Raw genomic sequence first — 22,276 nt, forward strand, 5'->3', positions numbered from 1 at the left:
TGGTGGGCAATGCCCACCCTACATTTATTTGACAAACAAAGGCATTACTTCGGCGGCGGTTAATAAACCATTAATGCCTTTCTCCCTTAATTTTACACCTGCCTTGAGATAACCGAAGGCGGGGCCACATACATTGGCTGCCATGCTGGTTTCATCTCCAAGGGTGAAAGTATGGGCGGAGATTTTGCCCTCGAAGGTGCGTCCAGTGATTTTTATATTGGTGCTGATGGGTTTTTTGGGGTTACGGGTATCGACAACACCCCCCACGGATACCTGAGTGCGATCGCATATACCCGCCAGTTCTAACATAATATCATCGGCGTGTTCCATGTTTTCGAGGGTTAGGATACCGTTGGTTTTATCCAAAAAGGCTTCTACCTCCGCATCAGTCATGGCGTTGGCTTTATCCACATCAAACCCCGGCATATGGGCAATATCTTCCCGAATGGTGGCGCGATAGGATTCCCAATGGGCAATACCTACCCCAAAGGTAATTTTAACATTATGAATTTCGGCAAAACTTTGGGCAGCAACGGCAGCCGCAGCGGTGAGTAATCCGGGAGTAGCACCACAACCAGTGAGGTAAGTAATACCAGACTTTTGCAAATCTTCTTTTAGGGTTAATAATTGTTCCACGGCGCTGGTACGTTTGAGTGCATCTACTAATACCCCTTGCCAACCACTCTTAATAAATTGACGGGTAACATCTGCCATAAATGTATTGGGCAAGTTGGGCAAAGCGAGGAAATAACCATCTACATCAGCTTGATTAATTAATTCTTCGATGCTGTTATCACTAATTACCCCACCCTCTGCGTATCCTGTAGAGCCTTTTTCGTGGTAGGTGTGAATTAATTGATCAATGTCTAACCCTGAGTTATTATAAGCGTATCCGTGGCGATCGGCAACCGCTACTAATTGCATCTCGGATTTAGGCTGTAAAATTCTTCCCGCAGCTTGTCCTAAACCACCAAAACCTAATAAACCTACTCTAATCTTTTTATTACTCATAAAATCTTTACTTTACACAGTCAACCTCTAATCATAATATTTTCTGGGTCATTTTTATGTCCTTAGGGTATCTTGCCCGAAAAAACAGACTTAAACTGCAAAATTGTTGTGAAAAGTTCAACCCCTAACCTTAAAATGATAAAACTATAAACTATCAATCACTAACTATGTTCAAAATCGAACTACCAAAAATCCCTCCCCAATCTTGGCAATGTGAAATCGGCAAAAAATGGGACAATCCTTATACTGTACGCTACGAGAGTAATTTGGATGATGGACCAAACCATGGGATGCCTTTGGGGGGTTTTGGGGCTGGTTGTATTGGTAGGGCGCCTAGTGGTGATTTTAATTTGTGGCACATTGACGGGGGAAATCACACTTTTCAAAGTATTCCAGCCTGTCAGTTTGCAGTATTTGAGCATCCCGAGGGGGAAGATGCCCAAGTTTATGCCCTGAGTACCAATGCCCCTGAAGATGGTAGTTTATCGAGTTGGTCATGGTATCCTCAAGGGAAAGGTACTTATTCGGCATTATATCCCCGTAGTTGGTTTAGTTATGAAGGGGTGTTTAAATCCCAGTTGGTATGTGAAGAGTTTTCCCCTGTGTGGGCGGGAAATTATCAAGAATCGAGTTATCCCATGGGGGTATTTGAATGGAGTATTCACAATCCTACGGATAAGCCCATCACCATGAGTATTATGGTATCTTGGCAAAATACGGTGGGTTGGTTTACCAATGCCATTAAATCTCCTACGGTGAAGGTGAGGGATGATGGTAGCCCTGAGTATGATTATCAACCTTGTTTGGGTAATAGTACGGGCAATCTTAATCAGTGGATACAAGACGGCTTTAGGGTAGGTTGTTTATTCGATCGCATTAGGTTAAATGATGAGCCTATGGAGGGAGAAGGACAATGGGCGATCGCAACTACAACAAATCCCACTTTAGAAGTATTTTATCATACCCGTTGGAATCCTAAGGGAGATGGGAGCGAAATTTGGGATAAATTTGCCATGAATGGCTCTCTACCTGACTTTCAAGACGAAACCCCTGCTGAACCGGGAGAACAAATTGCGGGGGCAATGGCGATCAGATTTACGATTCGCCCGGGTAAAACCAAGAAGATTCCTTTTATTTTAGGGTGGGATTTTCCTGTAACCGAATTTGCCCAAGGAGTTAACTATTTTCGTCGTTATACAGACTTTTTTGGCAGAAATGGGCGTAATGTGTGGTCAATGATTCGCACGGGGTTAAAACACCATGATATGTGGCAAAATAAGATAAAAATGTGGCAAGAGCCGATTTTGAGTCGTTCTAATCTACCTGATTGGCTAAAAATGGCTTTGTTTAATGAATTATACCTGCTCACCCAAGGGGGTACATTGTGGACGGCAGCCACGGAAGATGATCCTGTAGGACAATTTGGGGTGTTAGAATGTATTGATTATCGCTGGTATGAGAGTTTAGACGTCCGTTTATACGGCTCTTTTGGACTTTTACAACTTTTCCCCCGTCTCGAAAAATCGATTATGGAAGCCTTTGCCCGTGCTATTCCCACGGCGGATGATACCCCCCGTATTATCGGCTATAACGGTGCTTCTGCCATTAGGAAGGCAAAGGGGGCAACTCCCCACGATTTGGGTGCGCCCAATGAGCATCCTTGGATCAAAAGCAACTATACCAGTTACCAAGATTGCAATTTGTGGAAGGATTTAGGTTCGGATTTTGTGTTGTTGGTATATCGAGATTATCTTTACACGGGCAAAAATGATCAGGATTTCCTCTGGGAATGTTGGGATAGTGTGGTGGAAACTTTACATTATGTGAAGGAGTTTGATTTGGATAATGATGGTATGCCCGAAAATTCGGGAGCTCCTGACCAAACTTTTGATGATTGGCGCCTACAGGGTATCAGTGCCTATTGTGGTGGTTTATGGATATGTGCATTAGAAAGTGCGATCGCCATTGGCAATATTTTATTAGATAATCCCCCTGTAAATCCTGCTTTGGAAAAGGAAAACGCTAGGGAAAATATCGAAGGTGCGATCGCCCTTTTCCATCAATGGTTACATCAATCAAGGGCAATTTATCACGATACTCTCTGGAATGGTGAATACTATAACCTAGACAGCAAGAGCGGTTCAGATGTAGTCATGGCAGATCAACTCTGCGGACAATATTACGCCCAACTGTTAAATTTACCTGATGTGGTGGAAAAGGAATATGTCACCGCCACCCTCAACAAAATTTATGATGCTTGTTACCTCAAATTCCATAACGGCACCCTCGGCATCGCTAACGGTGTAAAACCTGACGGAAGCCCAGAAAAGGAAAATGATACTCACCCCCTCGAAATTTGGACAGGAATTAACTATGGTATTGTTGCTTTTATGATTCTCAATGGCATGAAAGAGGAAGGTTTACAGGTAGCGGAAACGGTGGTTAACCAAGTTTACAGCAATGGCTTACAATTCCGTACCCCCGAAGCTATTACGGCGGTTAATACTTTCCGAGCTAGTCACTATTTACGGGCGATGGCGATTTGGGCTATTTATCAGGCTTTGAGTTAAGGGATAAGGGGCGATTAAATTATTGATGAGTTTCTATCTAATCTAATTTAACTTGTAACCAGAACATTAGACTTGTTGCGAATTAAATATCTGCGTATCTGAAACCCTTGTTAAATTAGGACTGAATCTTTCAAAAAACCTATTTCGCAACAACCCTATTAAATATGGGTACCCACTGATTTAGGAAATATGCTGAGAAATTTTGCAATCATTGTCTATAGTGTCATTATTCTGAAAATTTTCGCTTTTTCTGACCCTGCCACTAACAAGACAGAAAACTTCGGTACCATGAATGGTAATATGATTCGTGTACCCCTAGGATAAAGTTCCTAAACGAAGATTTCTGAAAATTCAAAGATTTACTAAATTCAGGGTTTATTAACTTGTTACTATAATTAATCAAACTAGATTGCTATTTTATGTGATATGAGTGATTTAGATAAAGCATTACGTAAATTTGAAGCTGTTGAAGCTAATTTATCTAAGCTTGAAAAATGTTGGAATACTTTGGAGAAGCAAATTGCCAGAGGAATTATATTTGAGATTAATCCAGTTTATGAAGATGCTTGCCGCTCTTATAAAAATCTACTCGGTGGTTTACCACTAATTAATGGCTGGCAACCCACAACCCTGCCTTTAGAATTGGATGATATTGCTCAATCCCACTCACATGCTTTGAAAGTTGGGGAAGTTTCAATTGAAATAGAAGTAAGCAGTAGAGTAGAAAAGCTTGGTAAAGAATTACGAAAATATAGATTTCTTTTTGATCAAAAACGACGGCAACTCGTTCAAAACATCATTATCCAGACTTTTAATGAAATTGATCATTTACTTGACCAACTTCAAGTGATTTTTCCTATTGACGAAGCCAGCCTTGAGTGCCGTAGGAAAATTGATCATCCAAGCTGGCGGAAAATACGAGAGAAAGTTCGACAGATTGATGTCTTACTGGGTAGTAGTATTTCACGTCCTCCACGTTGGAGTGATATGGAACGGCATTTATATTATGCAGAAAGTCATGATTTGAGAGACATTGTTTATACAGATTGGCCATCGGTAAAAGCAGGACTTACTCAGTCTCTATACGCTTCAAACGAGCCAATTCCCTTACAAGTTGAAGAGGATCTAGATGATTTAGTAGCGTCCAAACCGTCTGGTTCTGTTTTAACAAAGTTGAAATGGGAAAAATTATCTCCTGAAGATTTTGAGCGCTTAGTTTTCAATCTAGTCTCTTCGGAACAAATTTATGAAAATCCTCAATGGTTGATGTGTACTAATGCACCTGATCGAGGTCGTGATCTTTCTGTCTACAAGGTTTATCAAGATAGATTAAGTGGAATATCTCGTAAGCGAGTCATTATCCAGTGTAAGCATTGGCTTAGCCGCAGTGTATCAAAAAATGATTTCAGTATGCTAAAAGAGGAAGTAAAGCTTTGGGAACCACCAAGAATTGATATTTTAGTAATTGCTACTACAGGTCGCTTTACAGCCGATGCTATAAGTCTCATAGAAAAGCATAATCAATCAGACTCTGCTATGGTAATAGAAATGTGGGCAGAAAGTAATCTTGAAAGAGTGTTAGCGTCAAATCCTGCGGTTGTTGCTGAGTTTGGTTTGCGCTGAGGCTGCAGACTTACTATGCTAGGTATTAAAAGAAAGTACCTCTATGCAAAATCGAAAAGGGCATGGGAAGGAAAATATAGAAGGTACAATCAGACGACACCTACCACTTTGCGATCGCCTTTATTTCTCAACAAAGATAGTTGGAAAAATATTTTTTTCTGTCTACGACGGAAGACAACAATTAATATTAATCTAAGATAAAATGATTTTTAGAATCAAAATACTTATTTATTATTGTATTTAAAATTTATGTCCAATAAACTTTTAGAAATACAAAAATCAATTAATTCTTTATCTTTAGATGAGAAAAAATCTTTATTAAACCATTTGACACAAGAAATAAACCAAAATATTACTGAACAACAAATGCAAATAATGGCAAACCATCCAGAAATACAAGCAGAAATCGCTTTAATTAATAAGGAATTTATGACAACAGAAATGGATGGAATAGATAATTAATGAGTGTTAAAAGAGGAGAAATTTACTTTGTTAATCTTAATCCTGTACAAGGAAAAGAACAATCAGGTTATCGTCCTGTTTTAATTTTATCCATAGACACTATCAATAAATTACCTTTAGTTGTAACTGTAATTGTTGGAACGAAAGGAGAAAATATTACACAAAATTTTCTCACTAATGTAAGAGTTTCTACAGAAGAAAGCGGCTTACCATTAGAAACAGTTTTTCTTTGTTTTCAAATTCGTTCGTTAGATTCTAGCCGTTTTACCCAAAAACCAGCGGGAAAACTATCTGTTGCCAAAATGCAAGAAGTCGAAATCGCAATAAAATATTGTCTTGGACTGTAGTTATTGATTTAATCAACACAATTTATATTCTCAATGTCAAGTTTTTTTATTTTCTAGTTACTAACTCAAAACTTTTTTCTAAAATAGGAATAGTTTGCCCAGAAACGCTATAAACTAAAGCCTCTTTATACAATCTTTGGGCAGTGTTATTTTGTAAATTTGCAGAGCCTTTACTGGTGATTATAGCCCCTTGAGCACAACGAAAAGCTAAATCGATCGCCTTTACCCTTAAATTGAGTTGTTGCTGAGGAGTTTTTGATGGGGTGACAATTTCTGTCAAGATATTTTCTTTCAAATTATCTAATTCTATGCTTAATTTTTCATAGTTAAAAAATACTGAATCTAACTGTAATTTTTGAGCGTTTTCTTTTATTAAATCAAGGCTTCCCTCTGCACAACCAAGGGCAAAAGCACTATTATTTAATACTTGTTTTTCACTATCTTTAATAATAGTTTGAGGAGGATTTATTTTGATAATATTATCAGGGTGAATATACCATTTTTCCATGGTTGCACTTACCGTATTAGTTGATGCCATTGCCCCTAATTTCATGGGTTTATTAATAGTTATTTTGCCCCCATCTTTGTTTATATTAGCAAAAGGTGCGATCGCATATAATTCCCTACCATCCTCTAAAACAGCCCCCACAATAAAATCTTTAAAAATATTAAACCCTGTAATCCAGAAGATATTCCCCGTCAATCGATAACCTTCCCCATCAACCATTGCCCGTAAAGGAGGATTTTCTACCCGACGTAAATGGGAAAAAGCTACCCCACAAAAACTTAATCCCTTCGCAATATCTTGTAAGTACTTTTGTTTAATGATTTCGTTATCACACCCTCCTAACATTCCCACCGCTGTTTGATGCTGTGCCTGCAAAAAAGCCAAAGCACCCGAATATTTTGCCATCATCATTTTGGCCATAAAACAACCTGTTTTATTAATCTCTAAACCGCCCCATTCCCTAGGTAATTTTAAACTAAGCCATAAAGGATTGTCTTTTGCCAAAGCAAAAAACACTTGTTTTAATAAATCACTATCTTCATCTAAATGACTCGCTTTTTCTCTAACATTTTTTTGTAAATAGTCTTCTAAATTATGAATAAAATCAATATGTTTATTAGATTCTTTCTCAACAATAGAATTATTAGTAACTGAAACTAACTGTATTCTTTTGTCAAATTTTCCTTTTTCTTCTGCTTTTTCTTTCTGTACTTTTTTGATTTCTTCTTCGTCTAAATCATAAGCCTTAATTATTGCAGATAAGACTTCATTAACATCAGCTATTTCATTGACTAAGTCTTCCTTCTTTTTTGCTTCTAAAACTTCATAAACTTCTTCTAATAATTTATCTTTTAGAGAGTTTTTATATTCAGTAAATGACTGCTGTTTAATCTCATATTGTTTATTATCGCTCTTAATAATGTCGGGAATATTGTCTCTAATAAGTTTATTATAAATAGTCATTGATTGTTATATTTGTGGTTATCATATATTAATTTTAAATTATTTATCCTAATATTAGGATGATATATTAAACTTATTTTTTTTTGATAAAATTGTAAATAAGCTAAGACAATTTATAAACTAGCCTATCTAGTGAACAGATACTTTTCAACAGTGAAAAACCGTAAATATAATGAATAGCTACACCAATACTATTCTAACCGTCATTGCCATTTGTCTTGTCATTATCATCATTGAATTAGCACAACCAATAAACGCACAACGTTCTATCCTTGATGTTAATATTAAAGGAGTAGGGGGTTCTAATGTATTTCGTAAAGTACCTATGAAAATCAAATAGTTATTGTGGTTGTGCCAAATAATCAGTTTTCAAAAAGAGCATATAATAAAATAAGACCAAAATTAATCAAGCTAACTCAATCATGACTCATAGAGCAGAAAATGATCCCATTGATTCTGTCTTAGCAAATTTAACTAATCAATATCAAAAAAAATCTCCATCAATTCCGAAAAAAGACGAGCTATCGGAAGATTTATTGGCAGATATAGAGGCTAAATTCCAACAAAAAAAATCTGTTAATAATGTCTCTAATAAACCTTTGGCAGTAGATGATGCTTTAGCATCCCTAACTCAAAACTTGCAAAGGAAAGTCACGCCCCGTGAACAAATTTCGAGCAATGATTTTGAGGAAATTAAACGTCAAGAGTTAGAAGCCCACAGAAAGGCTAAAGCTGAGGCAAAAAGAAAAGAAGAGTTAGCAAAGGCAGAAGCTAAAAAAAGGGAAGAATTAACTAAAAAAGCTCAAATATGGCTCAAAAATCTTAATCCCAATTCCGATGAGGGCTTCTGGTTTTCTCAATTTGCCATGTCTTATGACTCAAAGTTACAAGCTGCCATTGACTATCTCAACGCATTGGAAAATTGATATATAAAAAAGTAGGGACATACCATGACACATCCCTACAGTTATGGGGTTTTATTTCCCTATCTATTTCCAGCTAACGGCGGGAATATCCGCTTTTACTTCTCCTCCGAGGTTAAAGGCTTTATGGACGGCTTTGAGGGCTTGTACCCCTTGCTCTTGGGATACCACACAACTGATTTTAATTTCTGAGGTGGTAATCATGGAGATGTTAATTTTTTCTTGGGCAAGGGCGGTAAAAAATTGGGCAGCAATACCAGGATGTCCTACCATTCCTGAGCCTACGATGCTCACTTTGGCGATGTTATCATCGATCGCAATTGCTCGGTACTTGAGAGTATCTTTTAATTTATCAATAGCTTGAACAGCTTGGGAGGCATCGGATTGGGCTACGGTAAAGGCGATGTCGCGCATGGGGACACCATCGACTAGGCGACAGCGTTGGGATTGGATAATCATATCAACGCTAATGTTTTCCTCGGCAAGGGTAGTAAAGATTTTGGCAGCCATACCGGGTATATCTGGCACATAGAGAATGGCTACTTGGGCTTGATTTTTGTCGAGAGCAACTCCTCTCACGGGGACGAGATTGCTATGATTTTCGTTTTCTTGGTTGTGGGTAATATTGGAACTATCGATGTTAAAAGTATTACACAAAGAGGTGATCGCCCGATCGCACTCATCCTGATTAACAATACAACTCACCTTCACCTCGGAGGTAGAAATCATTTGAATATTTACCCCCGCATCCGCCAAAGCCCTAAACATCTGGGCTGCAATACCAGGACGACCAATCATTCCCGCCCCTGCGATGGCGATTTTAGCAATTTTTTGTTCTACTAAAATATCTGTAGTGCCGTTTTCATCTAGGATAGGGGCGATCGCATTTGCCACCGCTTCGGCATGGGGTAACATCCCCTTTACCACCGTAAAAGCAATATCATTACTATTACCCTCATGGATAGACTGAATAATTAAGTCCACATCCACATCCTGACGGGCTATTTCCCCGAACAACTTGGCAGCAACTCCGGGGCGATCGGCAACCCTCAGAAGGGCTATTTTAGCTTGATCTGAGTCGAATTGTACCGCATCCACCGCCTTAGTAATTTCCAAACCCACCAACGAGCGCCCCCGATTTGGGGGAGAGATCACCATAGTACCCACATCATCCGTCCAGCTAGACTTGACCACCAAAGGCATCCCAAAATTACGGGCAATTTCCACCGCCCGAGGGTGTAACACCTTCGCCCCCAAACTAGCTAACTCCAACATCTCATCGCTGGTAATTTCTGACAATAACTGAGCTTCAGGGACAATTCTAGGGTCAGTGGTTAAAATACCAGGTACATCCGTATAAATCTCGCAACAATCCGCCCCAATGGCCACCGCCAAAGCCACCGCAGAGGTATCAGAGCCACCCCTCCCGAGGGTAGTAATCTCCCATTGCTCAATGTTACTAATGCCTTGGAAACCAGCAACAACAATTACTTTACCTTCCCCAAGGTGCTTATTTACCCTTTCGGTTTTAATTTCTAAAATCCGAGCCTTGCTGTGATGGGCTTCTGTAACAATACCCACCTGCGCCCCCGTCAAAGAAATAGCGGGTTGCCCCATTTCCTGTAGTGCCATACTAAGTAAAGAAATTGACACCTGCTCCCCCGTAGAGAGCAACATATCCATTTCCCGACGACAAGGGTTACTGGAAATATCTTGCGCTAACTTGACCAAACTATCCGTAGTCTTACCCATGGCGGAAACTACCACAACAACCTGATTTCCTTGTTTGACGGTTGCACAAATCCGCTTACTAACTTCTTTTATTCTCTCCGTAGAGCCTACAGAACTACCACCATATTTTTGGACAATTAGCGCCATATCTGAACCTAGGTTTTTATTTCATCACAACAGCAATAACTAATCAATATTAACCTAGATCCTGTTTCTATGCTATTTGGATAATTGAGAAATAAATAATTAATTATTTTCTATTCCTTCTCTAAATCCACAATTTTTCATCCAACTAGGGTAAAATTTTGTTGTCACTTAGTTACCTTTATGGTTATTTATTATGGTAAGTGAGCAAACCATCATCATCTTAAGTTAGGTAAACCGTGCAAATACCCCTAGACTATTACCGCATCCTTGGTGTGCCTCTACAGGCAGAGGATGATTTGATCAATCAGGCGTACGAAGATCGTATGCTACAATTACCCCGTAGTGAATATAGTCAATATGCGATCGCCTCTCGCCAAAACTTAATCAAATTGGCTCATTCAGTGTTAAAGGATGAGGAAATTCGTCAACAGTATGACGATGAAATTTTCCCTTCCCATGGCTCTGCCATCATTAACGGTGACGGTAATATGGATATGAGCATTGATGATGCCCTCAGTCTTTCAGAAACATCCATTGCCAACCCCACCATTGAAGTAGATGGAGATTTACTCCTTGGGGCTTTGATGATGTTGCAGGAGTTGGGAGAGTATGAATTATTACTCAATATTGCTCAGTCTTTTTTGGAAGGAAAAGAGCCTCTCGAAGAAATTAGCACCGACACCAATCAACTACAGTCATGGTGGCAAGATTTAATTTTAACGGTAATCAGTGCCTATTTAGATCTTGCTAAAGAAAAATGGCATCAACGGGAATATGAAAACGCTAGTCTTTATCTGTTAGCCGCGGATGCTATCCTAGAGCAACAAAATGTATTTATGGCCATTCGCCAAGAAATTGATAGCGACTTACAAAAAGTTCGTCCTTACGAGGTTATCGAGTTATTATCCAAATCAGATTCTCAACTGGTGGATAGACAAAAGGCGATCGCCCTGCTCCAGAAAATGCTAGACTCAAGGGAAGGTATAGAAGGAAAAAAACAAGATCAATCAGGGTTAAACACCGACGACTTTCTAAGATTTTTACAAGAAGTTAGAACCTACCTAACCCCCCTCGAACAAGAAGAATTATTTAAACAAGAATCATCGCGCCCCTCCATAGCTGCTACTTATCTTACCGTTAACGCCCTCATCGTCAGGGGTTTTGTGGAAAGAAAACCAGAGCTAATTATTCAAGCCCAAAATATCCTTGATCATCTTAACCAATATCAAGACGTATACCTTGAACAATCCATCTGCTCATTATTACTAGGAAATATCAACCAAGCCGAAAAACTACTTAACCATAGTTATGAAACTGAAAAAGTTAAGTCTATCAAAAAACTTTCCCAAGGCGCTCCTGATTTAGTACCAGGGTTAATTGTCTATGCCGAAAATTGGTTTAGGGAAGAGCTTTTTCCCCAATTTAAAAACCTTGACAAAGAATCTTCATCCATTCAAGAATACTTTGACGATAACAGACTACAACGCGCCCTCGAAAATATAGCCCCCCCCGAAATTAGTCCCATGGATGAGGAAGATCCCTTATCCTTATTAAAAGACTATCCCTCGGAATTTGACCAACAAGAAACACCCTTTCAGGCTTCAGAAAATAACCCTCCCAACATTTCTACCCCAGAGATAGAAAAAACGGAAGAAGATTCCTCCCTCGTGGGTTTCTCATCCTTCCTTGAGGCAGAGATTGATGATAATGATGAGCCAGAAGAGCCTAAAAACGATAATTTAATATCAGATACCCCAGAAGATGAAAAGGAAACGTCATCATCCCAGAATTTTTCATCATCACCGATGATAATATTGTTCGTATTGCTGATTTTATTAGGTATTTTTTCCGCCCTGTTTTATCGGGTTTTTAATCAATCGGGAGATGGTAATCTCGAAATATCGTTAAGTCAATCTCTGATTGAGTTGCCCGAAGAATTAGCCGCTGCAGACTCATCTTCCCAGCCTTTATCCCCAGAAATGGCTTCAGAAATTATCAATGGGTGGTTGGAGGCAAAAGCCTTGGCAACAGGGCCAGATTATAACCTAGGGGCTTTAGACAACGTTTTGGCAGATCCTTTTTTGTCCATTTGGCGTGGTAATATCAACACTCTACGCAATCAAAGTGCTTATCGTCGCTATGAGCATGATGTCACCATTGAGGAAGTAAACGTTAACCCCCAAAATAATATGGAGGCAAATATCACCGCACGGGTGAGGGAAAATTCTCAGTATTTCAACAATGGACAATTAAACAATCAACAATCCTATGATTCTAATTTATTGGTTAGATATGACCTTGTGAGGGTTAATAATCGTTGGTTAATCGCCAATAGTCAAATTATCAATTAATGGCAATTTATGAGTAAAATATATTCCTTAGAGCAGTTAAAATCTATTATTGACCAAAATCCCCAGCAATGGCGCCCCCTTGTATTTACCAATGGTTGTTTTGATTTACTCCATGTTGGACATATTCGTTATCTCCAAGAGGCTAAAAATCAGGGTAAAACTTTGATTGTGGGAGTAAATGGCGATCGCAGCGTACAACAAATTAAACCCCCCACCCAAGGCAAACCAGAGCGCCCCATCATTCCCGAAGCCCAAAGGGCAGAGCTTTTAACCGCTCTGAGTAGTGTGGACGGAGCAGTTATTTTTTATGAAACCACCGCCACCAAAATCATCGAAACCCTACAACCAGATATATATGTCAAAGGGGGAGACTATCAAGTTGAAACTTTGCCCGAATCCCCTGCGGTATTCGCCTATGGTGGTAAAATTAAACTGGTTGACATTGAAATACCAACTTCAACCACTAAAATTATCAATAAAATTTTAGATATTAATAAATAAAATATAGCATTAGTGCAGATAGGTAATTAAACTTTAGTGAACATGAATGAATTAGGGACTCTCACCGAAAAATTTAATCAGGCATCTAACAAAAATCAACTAAAACTTATTGATGACATTATTGCAAAAGGGGAAGAAGGATACCAGTTTTTAAGAGAGTTTTTATCTTCATCTCAAGAACAAGTTCCCAATCCAGTTTTAGGTAAAATATATCAAGCCTTAAAGAATAGTGATAATCAAGAAAATAATAGTTTTATCGCTGATAAAATACCCCAAGGAATAGTCCAACCAGAATCATCATCCAATATAGATTACTCAGAATTACAAGAACTTTTAATAGTCAAAGAATATCAAAAAGCCGACGTACTAACTAGAGTTAAACTTTGCGAAATAGCAGGACAAAAAGCAGTCCAGAGAAAATGGCTTTATTTTACTGAAATTGCTAAATTTCCTATCAAAGATTTACTTACCATTGATTTATTATGGAATGTTTATTCTGAAGGAAAATTTGGTTATAGTATCCAAAGAAAAATTTGGCTTTCTCAAGGAAAAGACTATATCGAATTATGGGCAAAATTGAAATGGAAAGATGGTAATCGGTGGACAAAATACCCCCAAGAATTTGTTTGGGATTTGAGCGCGCCCCTCGGACATCTACCCCTATCTAATCAGTTGAGAGGAGTTAGGGAAATAGATGCTTTGTTTGCCCATCCTGCGTGGACTGCAGAAAATGCTCTTACTACTAACCGTAAATAACCTAAGTTCGGGATAACATTTTCTCGTTAAGGTCGGCAATAGGGAATAGGCAATGGGCAATAGTGAGGTGAATATTTTTCACCATTTTTGGGTGTTATTTAGCAATTTGAAAACCGCCGTAAACTTTTCACCGTCAAGCTTGACACTAAATGATACCCACAATTATTATCCCGAATTGAGGTTAAATAGTTTTTTCATTATTTATTCTTTTTAAACTGTTTTTCTACAGCTTTTAAAAGTAATTCTCTGGGCAAAAAGCGGGGTAAATTAACAATGATTTGATTGACTAATCCCCCCGTGACACTGTTAGATTTTTTCTGACTAAGGGCATCAAGGGCATCTTTGACAACATCTTCAGCTTTGGCTAAGGACATATCATCACTGTTTTGGTTAAGTTCAAACTCTGCTACCTCGCCAAAATTAGATTCTGTGGGGCCTGGGCAAAGGGCTAATATAGTTATACCAAATTCTTTGTTTTCTGCCCATAGTGCCTCGGAAAAGGACAATACAAAGGCTTTGGTGGCGGCATATACAGACAAGTAGGGTAAGGGTTGATAACCTGCAATAGAGCCTACATTAATAATGTCTCCTTCTTTTCTCTCTCTCATATCCTGTAAAAATAAGTGAGTAAGGGTAACCAAGGCGCTAATATTTAACTGGATCATTTTCAATTGTTTATCTAAGGGGCGATCGCAAAATAACCCATAATCACCAAAACCTGCATTATTTATCAACAAGTCAACGATTATATTTTCTTGTTTTAATTGCCCATAAATATCTTCACAAGCATTAGGTAAAGTTAAATCTTGAGTAATAACTTTTACGCTTATTCCATGTTTAGTTTCTAGGTCATTTTTTATATTATTTAATGCTTCTGTAGTTCTAGCAATAATAATTAAATCATAACTTTTTTGGGCTAATTCTTCAGCGAATGCCTTACCGATTCCTGATGATGCCCCTGTAATTAGGGCTGTTTTGTGACTCATAGTGATAAAGTGATTAAAATAATATAGCTATGTTTTACCATAACAAATAAATCATCATACTTTCTATTTTTGTTGTTATTAATTTTAACTTTTACCTAACTATGGTATTAAACATTATTAAACTTATAATAAACACTTAATATTTAAAATATTATTACTGCCCATTACCCATCTAAACTAAAAATCATATTTAAATTTAGCAATGCCTTAATTTTAAATAGCTATTAAAAAAATAATTAAAAATCACCATCAGCACCACCCCCTCCGCTTTCTCCACAGCCAAAGTTTCCACCATCGTAGGAATCTGCACCGCCAAAATCATTACTATTTTTGTCATCAAAATCATTGTAAATTACATCCCCAGAATGATAGCTATTATTATTTTGTTGATGCCTTTTTCCTTTCCTTTTCGTCTTAGGCATTTTCACTTGAAAGATAACTAATAAAATGAAGACTATAAATAATATATAAATGAAAACCATATTTTTGTTTCTCAATAATTTATTTTTTTCATTGTAACTAAATCTTAGGGTGAAAGTAGCTAAAAAGTGAGGGGTAAAATATTTTGTCAGTGAATCCTAAATACTTTATCAATATTTTAGGGTTGTAAAATAAGTCACTTTCAATATTTAATATTCTAATGCTACCTGACAATCCATCGTAATTTGTTCTTTCAATTCATCAAGGGAATTAAATTTTTTTTCTGGTCGCAAAAACTTCAATAATTCTACTTCTAAAACTTTATTATATAAATCCCCTTCCCAATTCAAAATATGAACTTCTACGGTGGTTTTTGTACCGTCAACTGTAGGGCGATCGCCTATATTCATTACCCCCAATAATTGGTTATCATAGATATTATTTTGGTGTACTATAACCTTATATACTCCTTTTTTCGGGAGAAACTTTTGTTTATCTATATCTAAATTTGCGGTGGGAAAACCGATTGTCCTACCTAATTGTTTCCCTTTTATCACCTTTCCTTTGAGGGTATATTTTCGCCCCAACATTCCCTCTGCTAAAGAGAGATTTCCTTCCCCTAAAGCCCTTCTAATATCTGAACTACTAATCCTCGTAAAACTATCATTAACATCAATTTTTTCTTCAGCGGTAATATTGACATAAATATTATTTTCTGCCGTTAATTCCTGTAACTTATGGGCATCCCCTTGCCGTTGATAGCCGAAACGAAAATCTGAACCAATACTGATATATTTTGCGTTTATTTTTTCTACTAAAATATCTTTAACAAATGCCCTCGCTGAAAGAGTAGCTAATTCTCGATCAAAAGGTAATAATATTAATTGTTTTACCCCCATTTTTTCTAATAATTTCGCCTTCTCAGGAATAGGAGTTAAAAGTTGTTTTTTCTTCCCTGTAAAATACTCTTGGGGATGGGGAGTAAAGGTAACAAGGGTAGGATAGATGTCTGGATTATTAATTTTAAATATTGAATTTATCACCCTCTGATGTCCTCGATGAAGTCCATCAAAATTGCCAAGGGCGATCGCATTTGGTGTGATAATATTTTCTAGGGAAGAAGTTACAAGAATTGTCACTGAAAACAGGTGTGAATAATTGATAATTGACAATGGATAATTGATAACTAACGGTAAGAGTTAATCATCAACGGAAAAATCTTAATATGTCTTAATTTTCTATGGTTAATGGTGTATTGTCAATTTGTCACCGATACCCCATCAATCACCATAGAAGGAGTATAACAAGAACCACTCCACATATTATCGTTACCTAAATCTTTCACTCGCTCTAAAAGCTGATAAATATTACCAGAAATCATCGTATCTTTTACCCTACCAATTACTTCTCCCTTTTCTACTACATAACCTAAATCCACATTCAAGGAAAAATCCCCTGAAATATCTGCATCGTTACCCAAAAATTGATCCACAATCAAACCATAGTCCATACTTTCCACCAACTTATCAAAGAGCGTATTGCCACCATCCACCACGAAATTAACGAGGCTAGGGGTGGGATAACTACCCAAACTGGGGCGGAAGCCGTTACCCGTGTTTTTGATGCCCAATTTTTCAGCGTTTTTTTTGTCGCAGTAGAAGTTGGCTATCTCTCCGGCATCAATTAGTTTATAACTTTGAGTCACACTGCCTTCATCGTCAAAGGGGCAATAGTAAGGTTGTAAATGGGAATTTTGAGCAATGGAAACGGCGGAGGAAATAACTTTTTTGCCGTGGCAATCATACCAAGGGGAAGATTTATCAACGATGCGCTTACCATCTAGGGCATCACTGACGGTTTCCCAAAGACTGGTAACGGCATTGGGGGTAAACAACACGGGCAAAGGGCGAGATTCAATGGTTCCCTGATTTTTTGCCCATTCTAGCCGTTGGAGAATACTTTTGATTATTTTGCTCAAATCTAGCTTTTTATTGTCATAAACGCTGTCATAGATAGCGAGGAAGTCATCTTCTCTTACCCATTCCACCCCCACCGAGGCACTTAAACTGGTGTCGGTATATTGGCAATGCAAACCACGGGAGTTGATGATAGTGGTGGTTTCGGTTTCCCATTCCAAATCAAGGCTACAGAGGATTTCGGGTTGTGCTTCCCGTAAAAGGGCGATCGCCCTGCGTCCTTCTTCCATTAAAATATTTATATCCGCTCTAACTTCAGAAGCAGGATAAATTAAACGATTTTGACCATTAAGTAAAGGGGTTTCAGGCTCATTGAGAGCAGAGATAGCCAAAGCCTTATCAATCAAATCATCTCCATCAAAATCCCCATAGGCAACCGCCAATCCAGGGCAACCATTTCGCCATAGTCGTAAAGCCATACCCCCACCCTGAGAGCTTTCTATTTGCTTAAGTTTGTTAGCCTCAAAAGAAATGGGCTTAGAGTGCGATCGCACCTGATAAACCTCCAAATCACCAACCCCACGCCTTTGCGCTAAATCCAATAGTGCTTCTGCTTCCACCTTTTTTCTTACCCTTATCAACCCCTAACATTATCCACCATCCACCCACCATTATCAATCCAAACATCAACTAAGGTGCGCTGAATAAAAAGTTACACATACAACATTGCCATAATAAAACCTCATTATCCTTAACTCTCAAATCCTAATTACCCTCACAACTCCATTTTTTCATCACAGCCCAGTTAATCAAAAACAAAAAATAAATAAGCCATAAAAAGTTAAAAACAATAAATTAGTGTAAAATAATATGTTTGGGTCAAAACTCGTAAAAATAAAGAAAACTTAACTAGAATTATGTCTCGATATACAGGACCTCGCTTGAGGGTAACACGTCGCCTAGGAGACTTACCCGGGCTAACACGTAAAAACGCACGTCGTCAATATCCCCCCGGACAACACGGACAAAGCCGCCGTAAACGCTCCGAATACGCCATTCGTTTAGAAGAAAAACAAAAACTTCGTTACAACTACGGTGTAAACGAAAAACAATTAGTTCGTTATGTTAAAAAAGCTCGTCGTGTAGGTGGTTCCACCGGACAAGTATTATTACAATTATTAGAAATGCGCCTTGACAACACCGTATTCCGTCTCGGTATGGCGCCCACCATTCCCGCTGCCCGTCAATTAGTAAACCACGGACACATTAACGTTAACGGTAGAGTTGTGGACATTTCCAGTTATCAGTGTCGCCCCGGAGATGTAATCGCCGTAAGAGATCGTGATAAATCCCGTAAAATTGTAGAAGGCAACCTTGCCAACCCCGGACTTGCTAACCTTCCTAGTCACCTCGAATTCGATAAAAACACCTATGTTGGTAAAGTCAACGGTGTCATCGAACGTGAATGGGTAGCATTAAACATCAACGAACTACTCGTAATTGAGTACTACTCTCGTAAAGCATAGAATATACTTGGAGTGGTGTTGTATGGTTCATCAAACTTGTCGGCATACCGACATCAACGACACCACTTGCTATGTTAAAATAATCAATAATCACGTAAACATTTAGTAAATAAAAAGGAGGACATTACATGACCCAAGTGGTTGTGGGACAAAACGAAAACATCGAATCCGCATTACGTCGTTTTAAAAGACAAGTTTCCAAAGCAGGAATTTTTGCCGACATCAAACGTCTGCGTCACTTTGAAACCCCCATCGAAAAGAAAAAACGTAAAGCAGTTGCTCGTCGCAAAAAACGTTTCCGTTAAATACAGCCAAAAAAGGCACTAGACGACAACAACAAAAATTGTATATATAAAAAATTTAGGTAGGTTAAAAGGGGGTGAGTATCTAAAACCAGCCTATCCTAAACATTCTCATTAACTTTTCTGCAGAATATATTTTTACAAGATTTACACTAGCTAAAAACTGCCATGGCTTCTCCCAAAAACAAAAAAGTCGGACTCATGGTAGTGTATTCTCAGAAAACAAAGCGGAAGGTTAAGAAAAAGATATATTTTTCTCAGCCTAGTAGCAATAAGGCTTAAAGCTATGTTACATTTTATAAAGAGTTGTTAATAAACAATAGCTCTAATTATCCATAATATTATTACATTATTGACGGCTTATTAATGTTTACAAAACAAGTAACCGATTCTTCCGTTTATAAATGGTTTAACGATCGCCTCGAAGTAGAAGCGATTTCCGATGACATTAGTAGTAAGTACGTTCCTCCCCATGTCAATATCTTTTATTGCTTAGGCGGAATCACCCTTACCTGCTTTCTAATCCAATTTGCTACCGGGTTTGCCATGACATTCTATTACAAACCCACCGTAGCCGAAGCCTTTAGTTCCGTTCAATTTATCATGAACGAAGTAAACTTTGGTTGGTTAATCCGTTCTATCCATCGTTGGTCCGCCAGTATGATGGTATTAATGTTAATCCTCCACGTATTCCGTGTTTACCTAACTGGTGGTTTTAAAAGACCCCGTGAGTTAACCTGGATCGTAGGCGTTACCATGGCTGTAATCACCGTATCCTTCGGTGTAACTGGCTACTCCTTACCTTGGGACCAAGTAGGTTACTGGGCGGTTAAAATCGTATCTGGTGTACCCGCAGCAATTCCCGTTGTAGGAGATCAAATGGTAGAACTTCTCAGAGGTGGAGCAAGTGTAGGTCAAGCAACCTTGACTCGTTTTTACACCATCCATACCTTTGTATTACCTTGGTTAATGGCAGTGTTCATGTTATTACACTTCCTCCTAATCCGTAAACAAGGTATCTCTGGACCTTTGTAAATCATGAGTAACGGAAAACGGCGATTAGCTCACAGTTAATCGTCTTTTTAGTATTCAATAACTTTTACAAAACTCTCAGATATAATCAAGATACAATGGGAATTATCCCGTATCAATTTCCACTATTCCCTACCATAGAGGAGACAAACTTTAATCATGTCTAACCCAAATTCTCAATTAATCAAAAAACCTGATCTTAATGATCCCAAACTCAGAGCCAAACTAGCTCAAAATATGGGTCATAACTATTACGGTGAGGTCGCATGGCCCAACGACATTCTCTATATGTTCCCTGTCTGTATCTTAGGAGCATTAGGTTTAATCGTTGGTTTATCTATCTTAGATCCCGCTATGATTGGCGAACCAGCAGATCCTTTCGCAACTCCTTTGGAAATCTTACCCGAGTGGTACTTATACCCCGTATTCCAAATCTTGCGTGTACTACCTAACAAACTTTTAGGCATTGCCTGTCAAGCAGCAATTCCTTTAGGACTAATGTTAGTACCTTTCATCGAAAGCGTAAACAAATTCCAAAACCCCTTCCGTCGTCCCATTGCGATGACTGTATTCCTATTTGGTACTTTAGTTACCCTTTGGTTAGGTGCTGGATCTGTATTCCCCATTGATGAGTCTTTAACCCTAGGCTTATTCTAAATCATGGCTTCTGGTCATATTTTTGAACTAAAATTCAAAATTTAATAAAACACAAAGTATCTCCGATCGCCCTTAGACTTGTTTTTTGATAGGTTTATAGATGGTCGGAGATATTTATTTAGTATTTAAAACACTATATAATCAAGTAGTAAAGTAATATTTTTAGATATGGTCGAATTTAACTGGATTACAGGCTTAGGAGGAGGAATCCTCATTGGTATCAGTGCCACTATTTTACTCGCCTTTGATGGACGCATTGCGGGGATTAGCGGAATGTTAAACGGAGCAGTAGATTGGAAGTCAAAAGAATATTGGCGCTGGTACTTTTTAGGAGGAATGTTATTAGGAGGGCTAATTTACGAATATTTTTTACCCTTTCTTCCCTCTACCCCCATACCCGATGCTAAACCATTAATTATGATTGTTGGTGGCTTATTAGTGGGCTTTGGCACAAGAATGGGTAACGGATGCACCAGTGGTCATGGAGTCTGTGGATTAGGAAGACTCTCGGCTCGTTCATTGGTGGCAGTCATCACATTTTTAATCACTGCCATGGTCACAGTTTTTATTACTAATTTAATTACTTAACTTTTTACAAGACAAAATATATTATCCCTTTTTTTAAAAAGTAATTTATTTCAAGTTATTGTAGACTAATTTAGTAAATAAATAAAAATCAAAAATATTAATAAACAAAATAAAAAATGAACAATAAATTTAACTTAATAGCCTTAATTAGTGGCTTATTATTCGGTTTAGGACTAGGTATATCTCAGATGGTCGATCGCACTCGGGTTATCGGATTCTTGGATATAACAGGAAGTTGGGATCCTACCCTAATATTTGTGTTGGGTGGTGCTGTAGGAGTCACAGCCATTACCTTCCGATTTGTTTTACCCATGAGAAAACCTATTTTTGCCGAGAAATTTTATCTACCTACTCGCAATGATATAGACTTATTTCTAGTTTTAGGAGCTGCAATTTTTGGCATTGGTTGGGGAATTTCTGGTTACTGTCCAGGACCTGCCGTTACATCTTTAGTTCAACAAAATGTTAATCCTTTTATATTTATAATTGCCTTTTTTATTGGCTCTTTTAGTTTTAAATATTGGCAAAAAAACAATTAATCATCTTAATTTATAAACTCAGTGGGGTGATAATCACCCTATAGAACCCATATAATATACTAAGAAGCAGTGAGTCTTTTTAAGAGTAATGACGACGAAAACGATGATCTAATTTATCTCGTTTTTTTTGATTACAATTAGCACAAAGGGTTTGTAAATTACTCATATCATTACTTCCTCCTTTGGCAAGGGGTATTATATGATCAATATTTAAGGTCGTTTCTTGGCTTTGTTTACCGCAACTTTGACAGCGATAATTATCCCTTTGATAAATATATTTTCTCACTTCTGAAGGAATGGGAATCCTTGGGGTTTTCTTCTTTTTCATGGTTATTTAGGCAGGAACAGGGAATAGTGATAATATTTTTATGTCTTAATTTGTAGCATCATTCAATTATGTTTGATACCATGATTAGG

24 protein-coding genes are annotated in these 22,276 nt (G+C 38.0%); 16 read left to right on the top strand and 8 right to left on the bottom strand.

The features are described from left to right. Positions 1-24 precede the first annotated feature (24 nt). Entirely contained in the window at positions 25-1,011 is a 987-nt protein-coding gene (gene bioU / locus A5482_RS11185; RefSeq protein WP_069789342.1) for a (S)-8-amino-7-oxononanoate synthase BioU, read from the bottom strand. Between the two features lie 167 nt (positions 1,012-1,178). Here bioU and A5482_RS11190 point away from each other — a divergent pair, with 167 nt between their 5' ends. The 5 genes from A5482_RS11190 to A5482_RS11210 all read left to right on the top strand — a co-directional run bounded on the left by A5482_RS11190 (position 1,179) and on the right by A5482_RS11210 (position 6,013). Beyond that, on the top strand, positions 1,179-3,581 hold the full coding sequence (locus tag A5482_RS11190; RefSeq protein ID WP_069789343.1) for a GH116 family glycosyl hydrolase: 2,403 nt from the start codon (positions 1,179-1,181) through the stop codon (positions 3,579-3,581). A gap of 189 nt (positions 3,582-3,770) precedes the next feature. After that, the gene (locus tag A5482_RS11195) at positions 3,771-3,905 is read left to right on the top strand and encodes a hypothetical protein (protein ID WP_255365523.1); all 135 of its coding nucleotides are present in this window, start codon (positions 3,771-3,773) and stop codon (positions 3,903-3,905) included. A 102-nt stretch (positions 3,906-4,007) separates the two neighbouring features. Then, a complete protein-coding gene (locus tag A5482_RS11200) occupies positions 4,008-5,204 on the top strand; it encodes a restriction endonuclease (protein ID WP_069789344.1) in 1,197 nt (398 codons plus the stop codon). Positions 5,205-5,453: 249 nt separating this feature from the next. Continuing rightward, complete coding sequence (locus A5482_RS11205; protein ID WP_069789345.1) at positions 5,454-5,666, top strand: hypothetical protein; 213 nt, start codon at positions 5,454-5,456, stop codon at positions 5,664-5,666. Next, positions 5,666-6,013 (top strand): type II toxin-antitoxin system PemK/MazF family toxin, encoded by a 348-nt coding sequence (locus A5482_RS11210; RefSeq protein ID WP_069789346.1) that lies wholly within the window; start codon positions 5,666-5,668, stop codon positions 6,011-6,013. Before A5482_RS11205 ends, A5482_RS11210 begins: the two co-directional genes overlap by 1 nt. Before the next feature lie 46 nt (positions 6,014-6,059). On the opposite strand, the gene A5482_RS11215 is transcribed toward A5482_RS11210, so the two are convergent. Further along, a complete protein-coding gene (locus A5482_RS11215; protein ID WP_083260350.1) occupies positions 6,060-7,484 on the bottom strand; it encodes an acyl-CoA dehydrogenase family protein in 1,425 nt (474 codons plus the stop codon). Between the two features lie 172 nt (positions 7,485-7,656). Between A5482_RS11215 and A5482_RS11220 the strand changes: the two genes are divergently transcribed. Together A5482_RS11220 and A5482_RS11225 are read left to right on the top strand one after the other, a co-directional pair. Beyond that, on the top strand, positions 7,657-7,824 hold the full coding sequence (locus tag A5482_RS11220; protein ID WP_201150016.1) for a hypothetical protein: 168 nt from the start codon (positions 7,657-7,659) through the stop codon (positions 7,822-7,824). 82 nt (positions 7,825-7,906) lie between these two features. Then, positions 7,907-8,410: a salt stress protein, Slr1339 family gene (locus A5482_RS11225; RefSeq protein WP_083260351.1), complete on the top strand. Its 504-nt coding sequence runs from the start codon at positions 7,907-7,909 to the stop codon at positions 8,408-8,410. Positions 8,411-8,473: 63 nt separating this feature from the next. Here the strand turns inward: A5482_RS11225 and A5482_RS11230 are convergent, their stop codons facing one another. Then, entirely contained in the window at positions 8,474-10,285 is a 1,812-nt protein-coding gene (locus A5482_RS11230) for an aspartate kinase (RefSeq protein ID WP_069789347.1), read from the bottom strand. A 236-nt stretch (positions 10,286-10,521) separates the two neighbouring features. Here A5482_RS11230 and A5482_RS11235 point away from each other — a divergent pair, with 236 nt between their 5' ends. Genes A5482_RS11235 through A5482_RS11245 form a run of 3 tightly spaced genes read left to right on the top strand, consistent with a single transcriptional unit; the run spans position 10,522 to position 13,893 of the window. Then, positions 10,522-12,636: an IMS domain-containing protein gene (locus A5482_RS11235; protein ID WP_446684763.1), complete on the top strand. Its 2,115-nt coding sequence runs from the start codon at positions 10,522-10,524 to the stop codon at positions 12,634-12,636. A 9-nt stretch (positions 12,637-12,645) separates the two neighbouring features. Beyond that, complete coding sequence (locus tag A5482_RS11240) at positions 12,646-13,137, top strand: adenylyltransferase/cytidyltransferase family protein (RefSeq protein ID WP_069789350.1); 492 nt, start codon at positions 12,646-12,648, stop codon at positions 13,135-13,137. Positions 13,138-13,179: 42 nt separating this feature from the next. Further along, positions 13,180-13,893, top strand: coding sequence for a GUN4 domain-containing protein (locus tag A5482_RS11245; protein WP_069789351.1), 714 nt, complete (start codon positions 13,180-13,182; stop codon positions 13,891-13,893). A gap of 197 nt (positions 13,894-14,090) precedes the next feature. On the opposite strand, the gene A5482_RS11250 is transcribed toward A5482_RS11245, so the two are convergent. From A5482_RS11250 to A5482_RS11265, 4 genes are all read right to left on the bottom strand, one after another. Then, a complete protein-coding gene (locus A5482_RS11250; protein WP_069789352.1) occupies positions 14,091-14,879 on the bottom strand; it encodes an SDR family NAD(P)-dependent oxidoreductase in 789 nt (262 codons plus the stop codon). A gap of 236 nt (positions 14,880-15,115) precedes the next feature. Next, on the bottom strand, positions 15,116-15,361 hold the full coding sequence (locus A5482_RS11255) for a hypothetical protein (protein ID WP_069789353.1): 246 nt from the start codon (positions 15,359-15,361) through the stop codon (positions 15,116-15,118). A 147-nt stretch (positions 15,362-15,508) separates the two neighbouring features. Beyond that, positions 15,509-16,432: a bifunctional riboflavin kinase/FAD synthetase gene (locus A5482_RS11260; RefSeq protein ID WP_069789385.1), complete on the bottom strand. Its 924-nt coding sequence runs from the start codon at positions 16,430-16,432 to the stop codon at positions 15,509-15,511. Between the two features lie 125 nt (positions 16,433-16,557). Next, on the bottom strand, positions 16,558-17,835 hold the full coding sequence (locus A5482_RS11265; RefSeq protein WP_069789354.1) for a TldD/PmbA family protein: 1,278 nt from the start codon (positions 17,833-17,835) through the stop codon (positions 16,558-16,560). A gap of 297 nt (positions 17,836-18,132) precedes the next feature. Between A5482_RS11265 and rpsD the strand changes: the two genes are divergently transcribed. From rpsD to A5482_RS11295, 6 genes are all read left to right on the top strand, one after another. Further along, entirely contained in the window at positions 18,133-18,741 is a 609-nt protein-coding gene (gene rpsD, locus A5482_RS11270) for a 30S ribosomal protein S4 (RefSeq protein WP_069789355.1), read from the top strand. 128 nt (positions 18,742-18,869) lie between these two features. Then, positions 18,870-19,046, top strand: a complete 177-nt coding sequence (gene rpsU / locus A5482_RS11275; RefSeq protein WP_015222259.1) for a 30S ribosomal protein S21 — start codon at positions 18,870-18,872, stop codon at positions 19,044-19,046. Positions 19,047-19,409: 363 nt separating this feature from the next. Continuing rightward, complete coding sequence (petB, locus tag A5482_RS11280) at positions 19,410-20,078, top strand: cytochrome b6 (protein ID WP_069789356.1); 669 nt, start codon at positions 19,410-19,412, stop codon at positions 20,076-20,078. Between the two features lie 156 nt (positions 20,079-20,234). Beyond that, positions 20,235-20,732: a cytochrome b6-f complex subunit IV gene (gene petD / locus A5482_RS11285; RefSeq protein ID WP_069789357.1), complete on the top strand. Its 498-nt coding sequence runs from the start codon at positions 20,235-20,237 to the stop codon at positions 20,730-20,732. A 168-nt stretch (positions 20,733-20,900) separates the two neighbouring features. Next, the gene (locus A5482_RS11290; protein WP_069789358.1) at positions 20,901-21,320 is read left to right on the top strand and encodes a YeeE/YedE family protein; all 420 of its coding nucleotides are present in this window, start codon (positions 20,901-20,903) and stop codon (positions 21,318-21,320) included. 116 nt (positions 21,321-21,436) lie between these two features. Next, positions 21,437-21,859 (top strand): DUF6691 family protein, encoded by a 423-nt coding sequence (locus tag A5482_RS11295; protein ID WP_069789359.1) that lies wholly within the window; start codon positions 21,437-21,439, stop codon positions 21,857-21,859. A gap of 79 nt (positions 21,860-21,938) precedes the next feature. Here A5482_RS11295 and A5482_RS11300 read toward each other — a convergent pair whose 3' ends face one another. Beyond that, the gene (locus tag A5482_RS11300) at positions 21,939-22,187 is read right to left on the bottom strand and encodes an HNH endonuclease (protein WP_069789360.1); all 249 of its coding nucleotides are present in this window, start codon (positions 22,185-22,187) and stop codon (positions 21,939-21,941) included. Between the last annotated feature and the right edge of the window lie 89 nt (positions 22,188-22,276).

Origin of the sequence: Cyanobacterium sp. IPPAS B-1200 (assembly GCF_001747005.2) — a bacterium.
Taxonomy (GTDB): Bacteria; Cyanobacteriota; Cyanobacteriia; order Cyanobacteriales; family Cyanobacteriaceae; genus Cyanobacterium.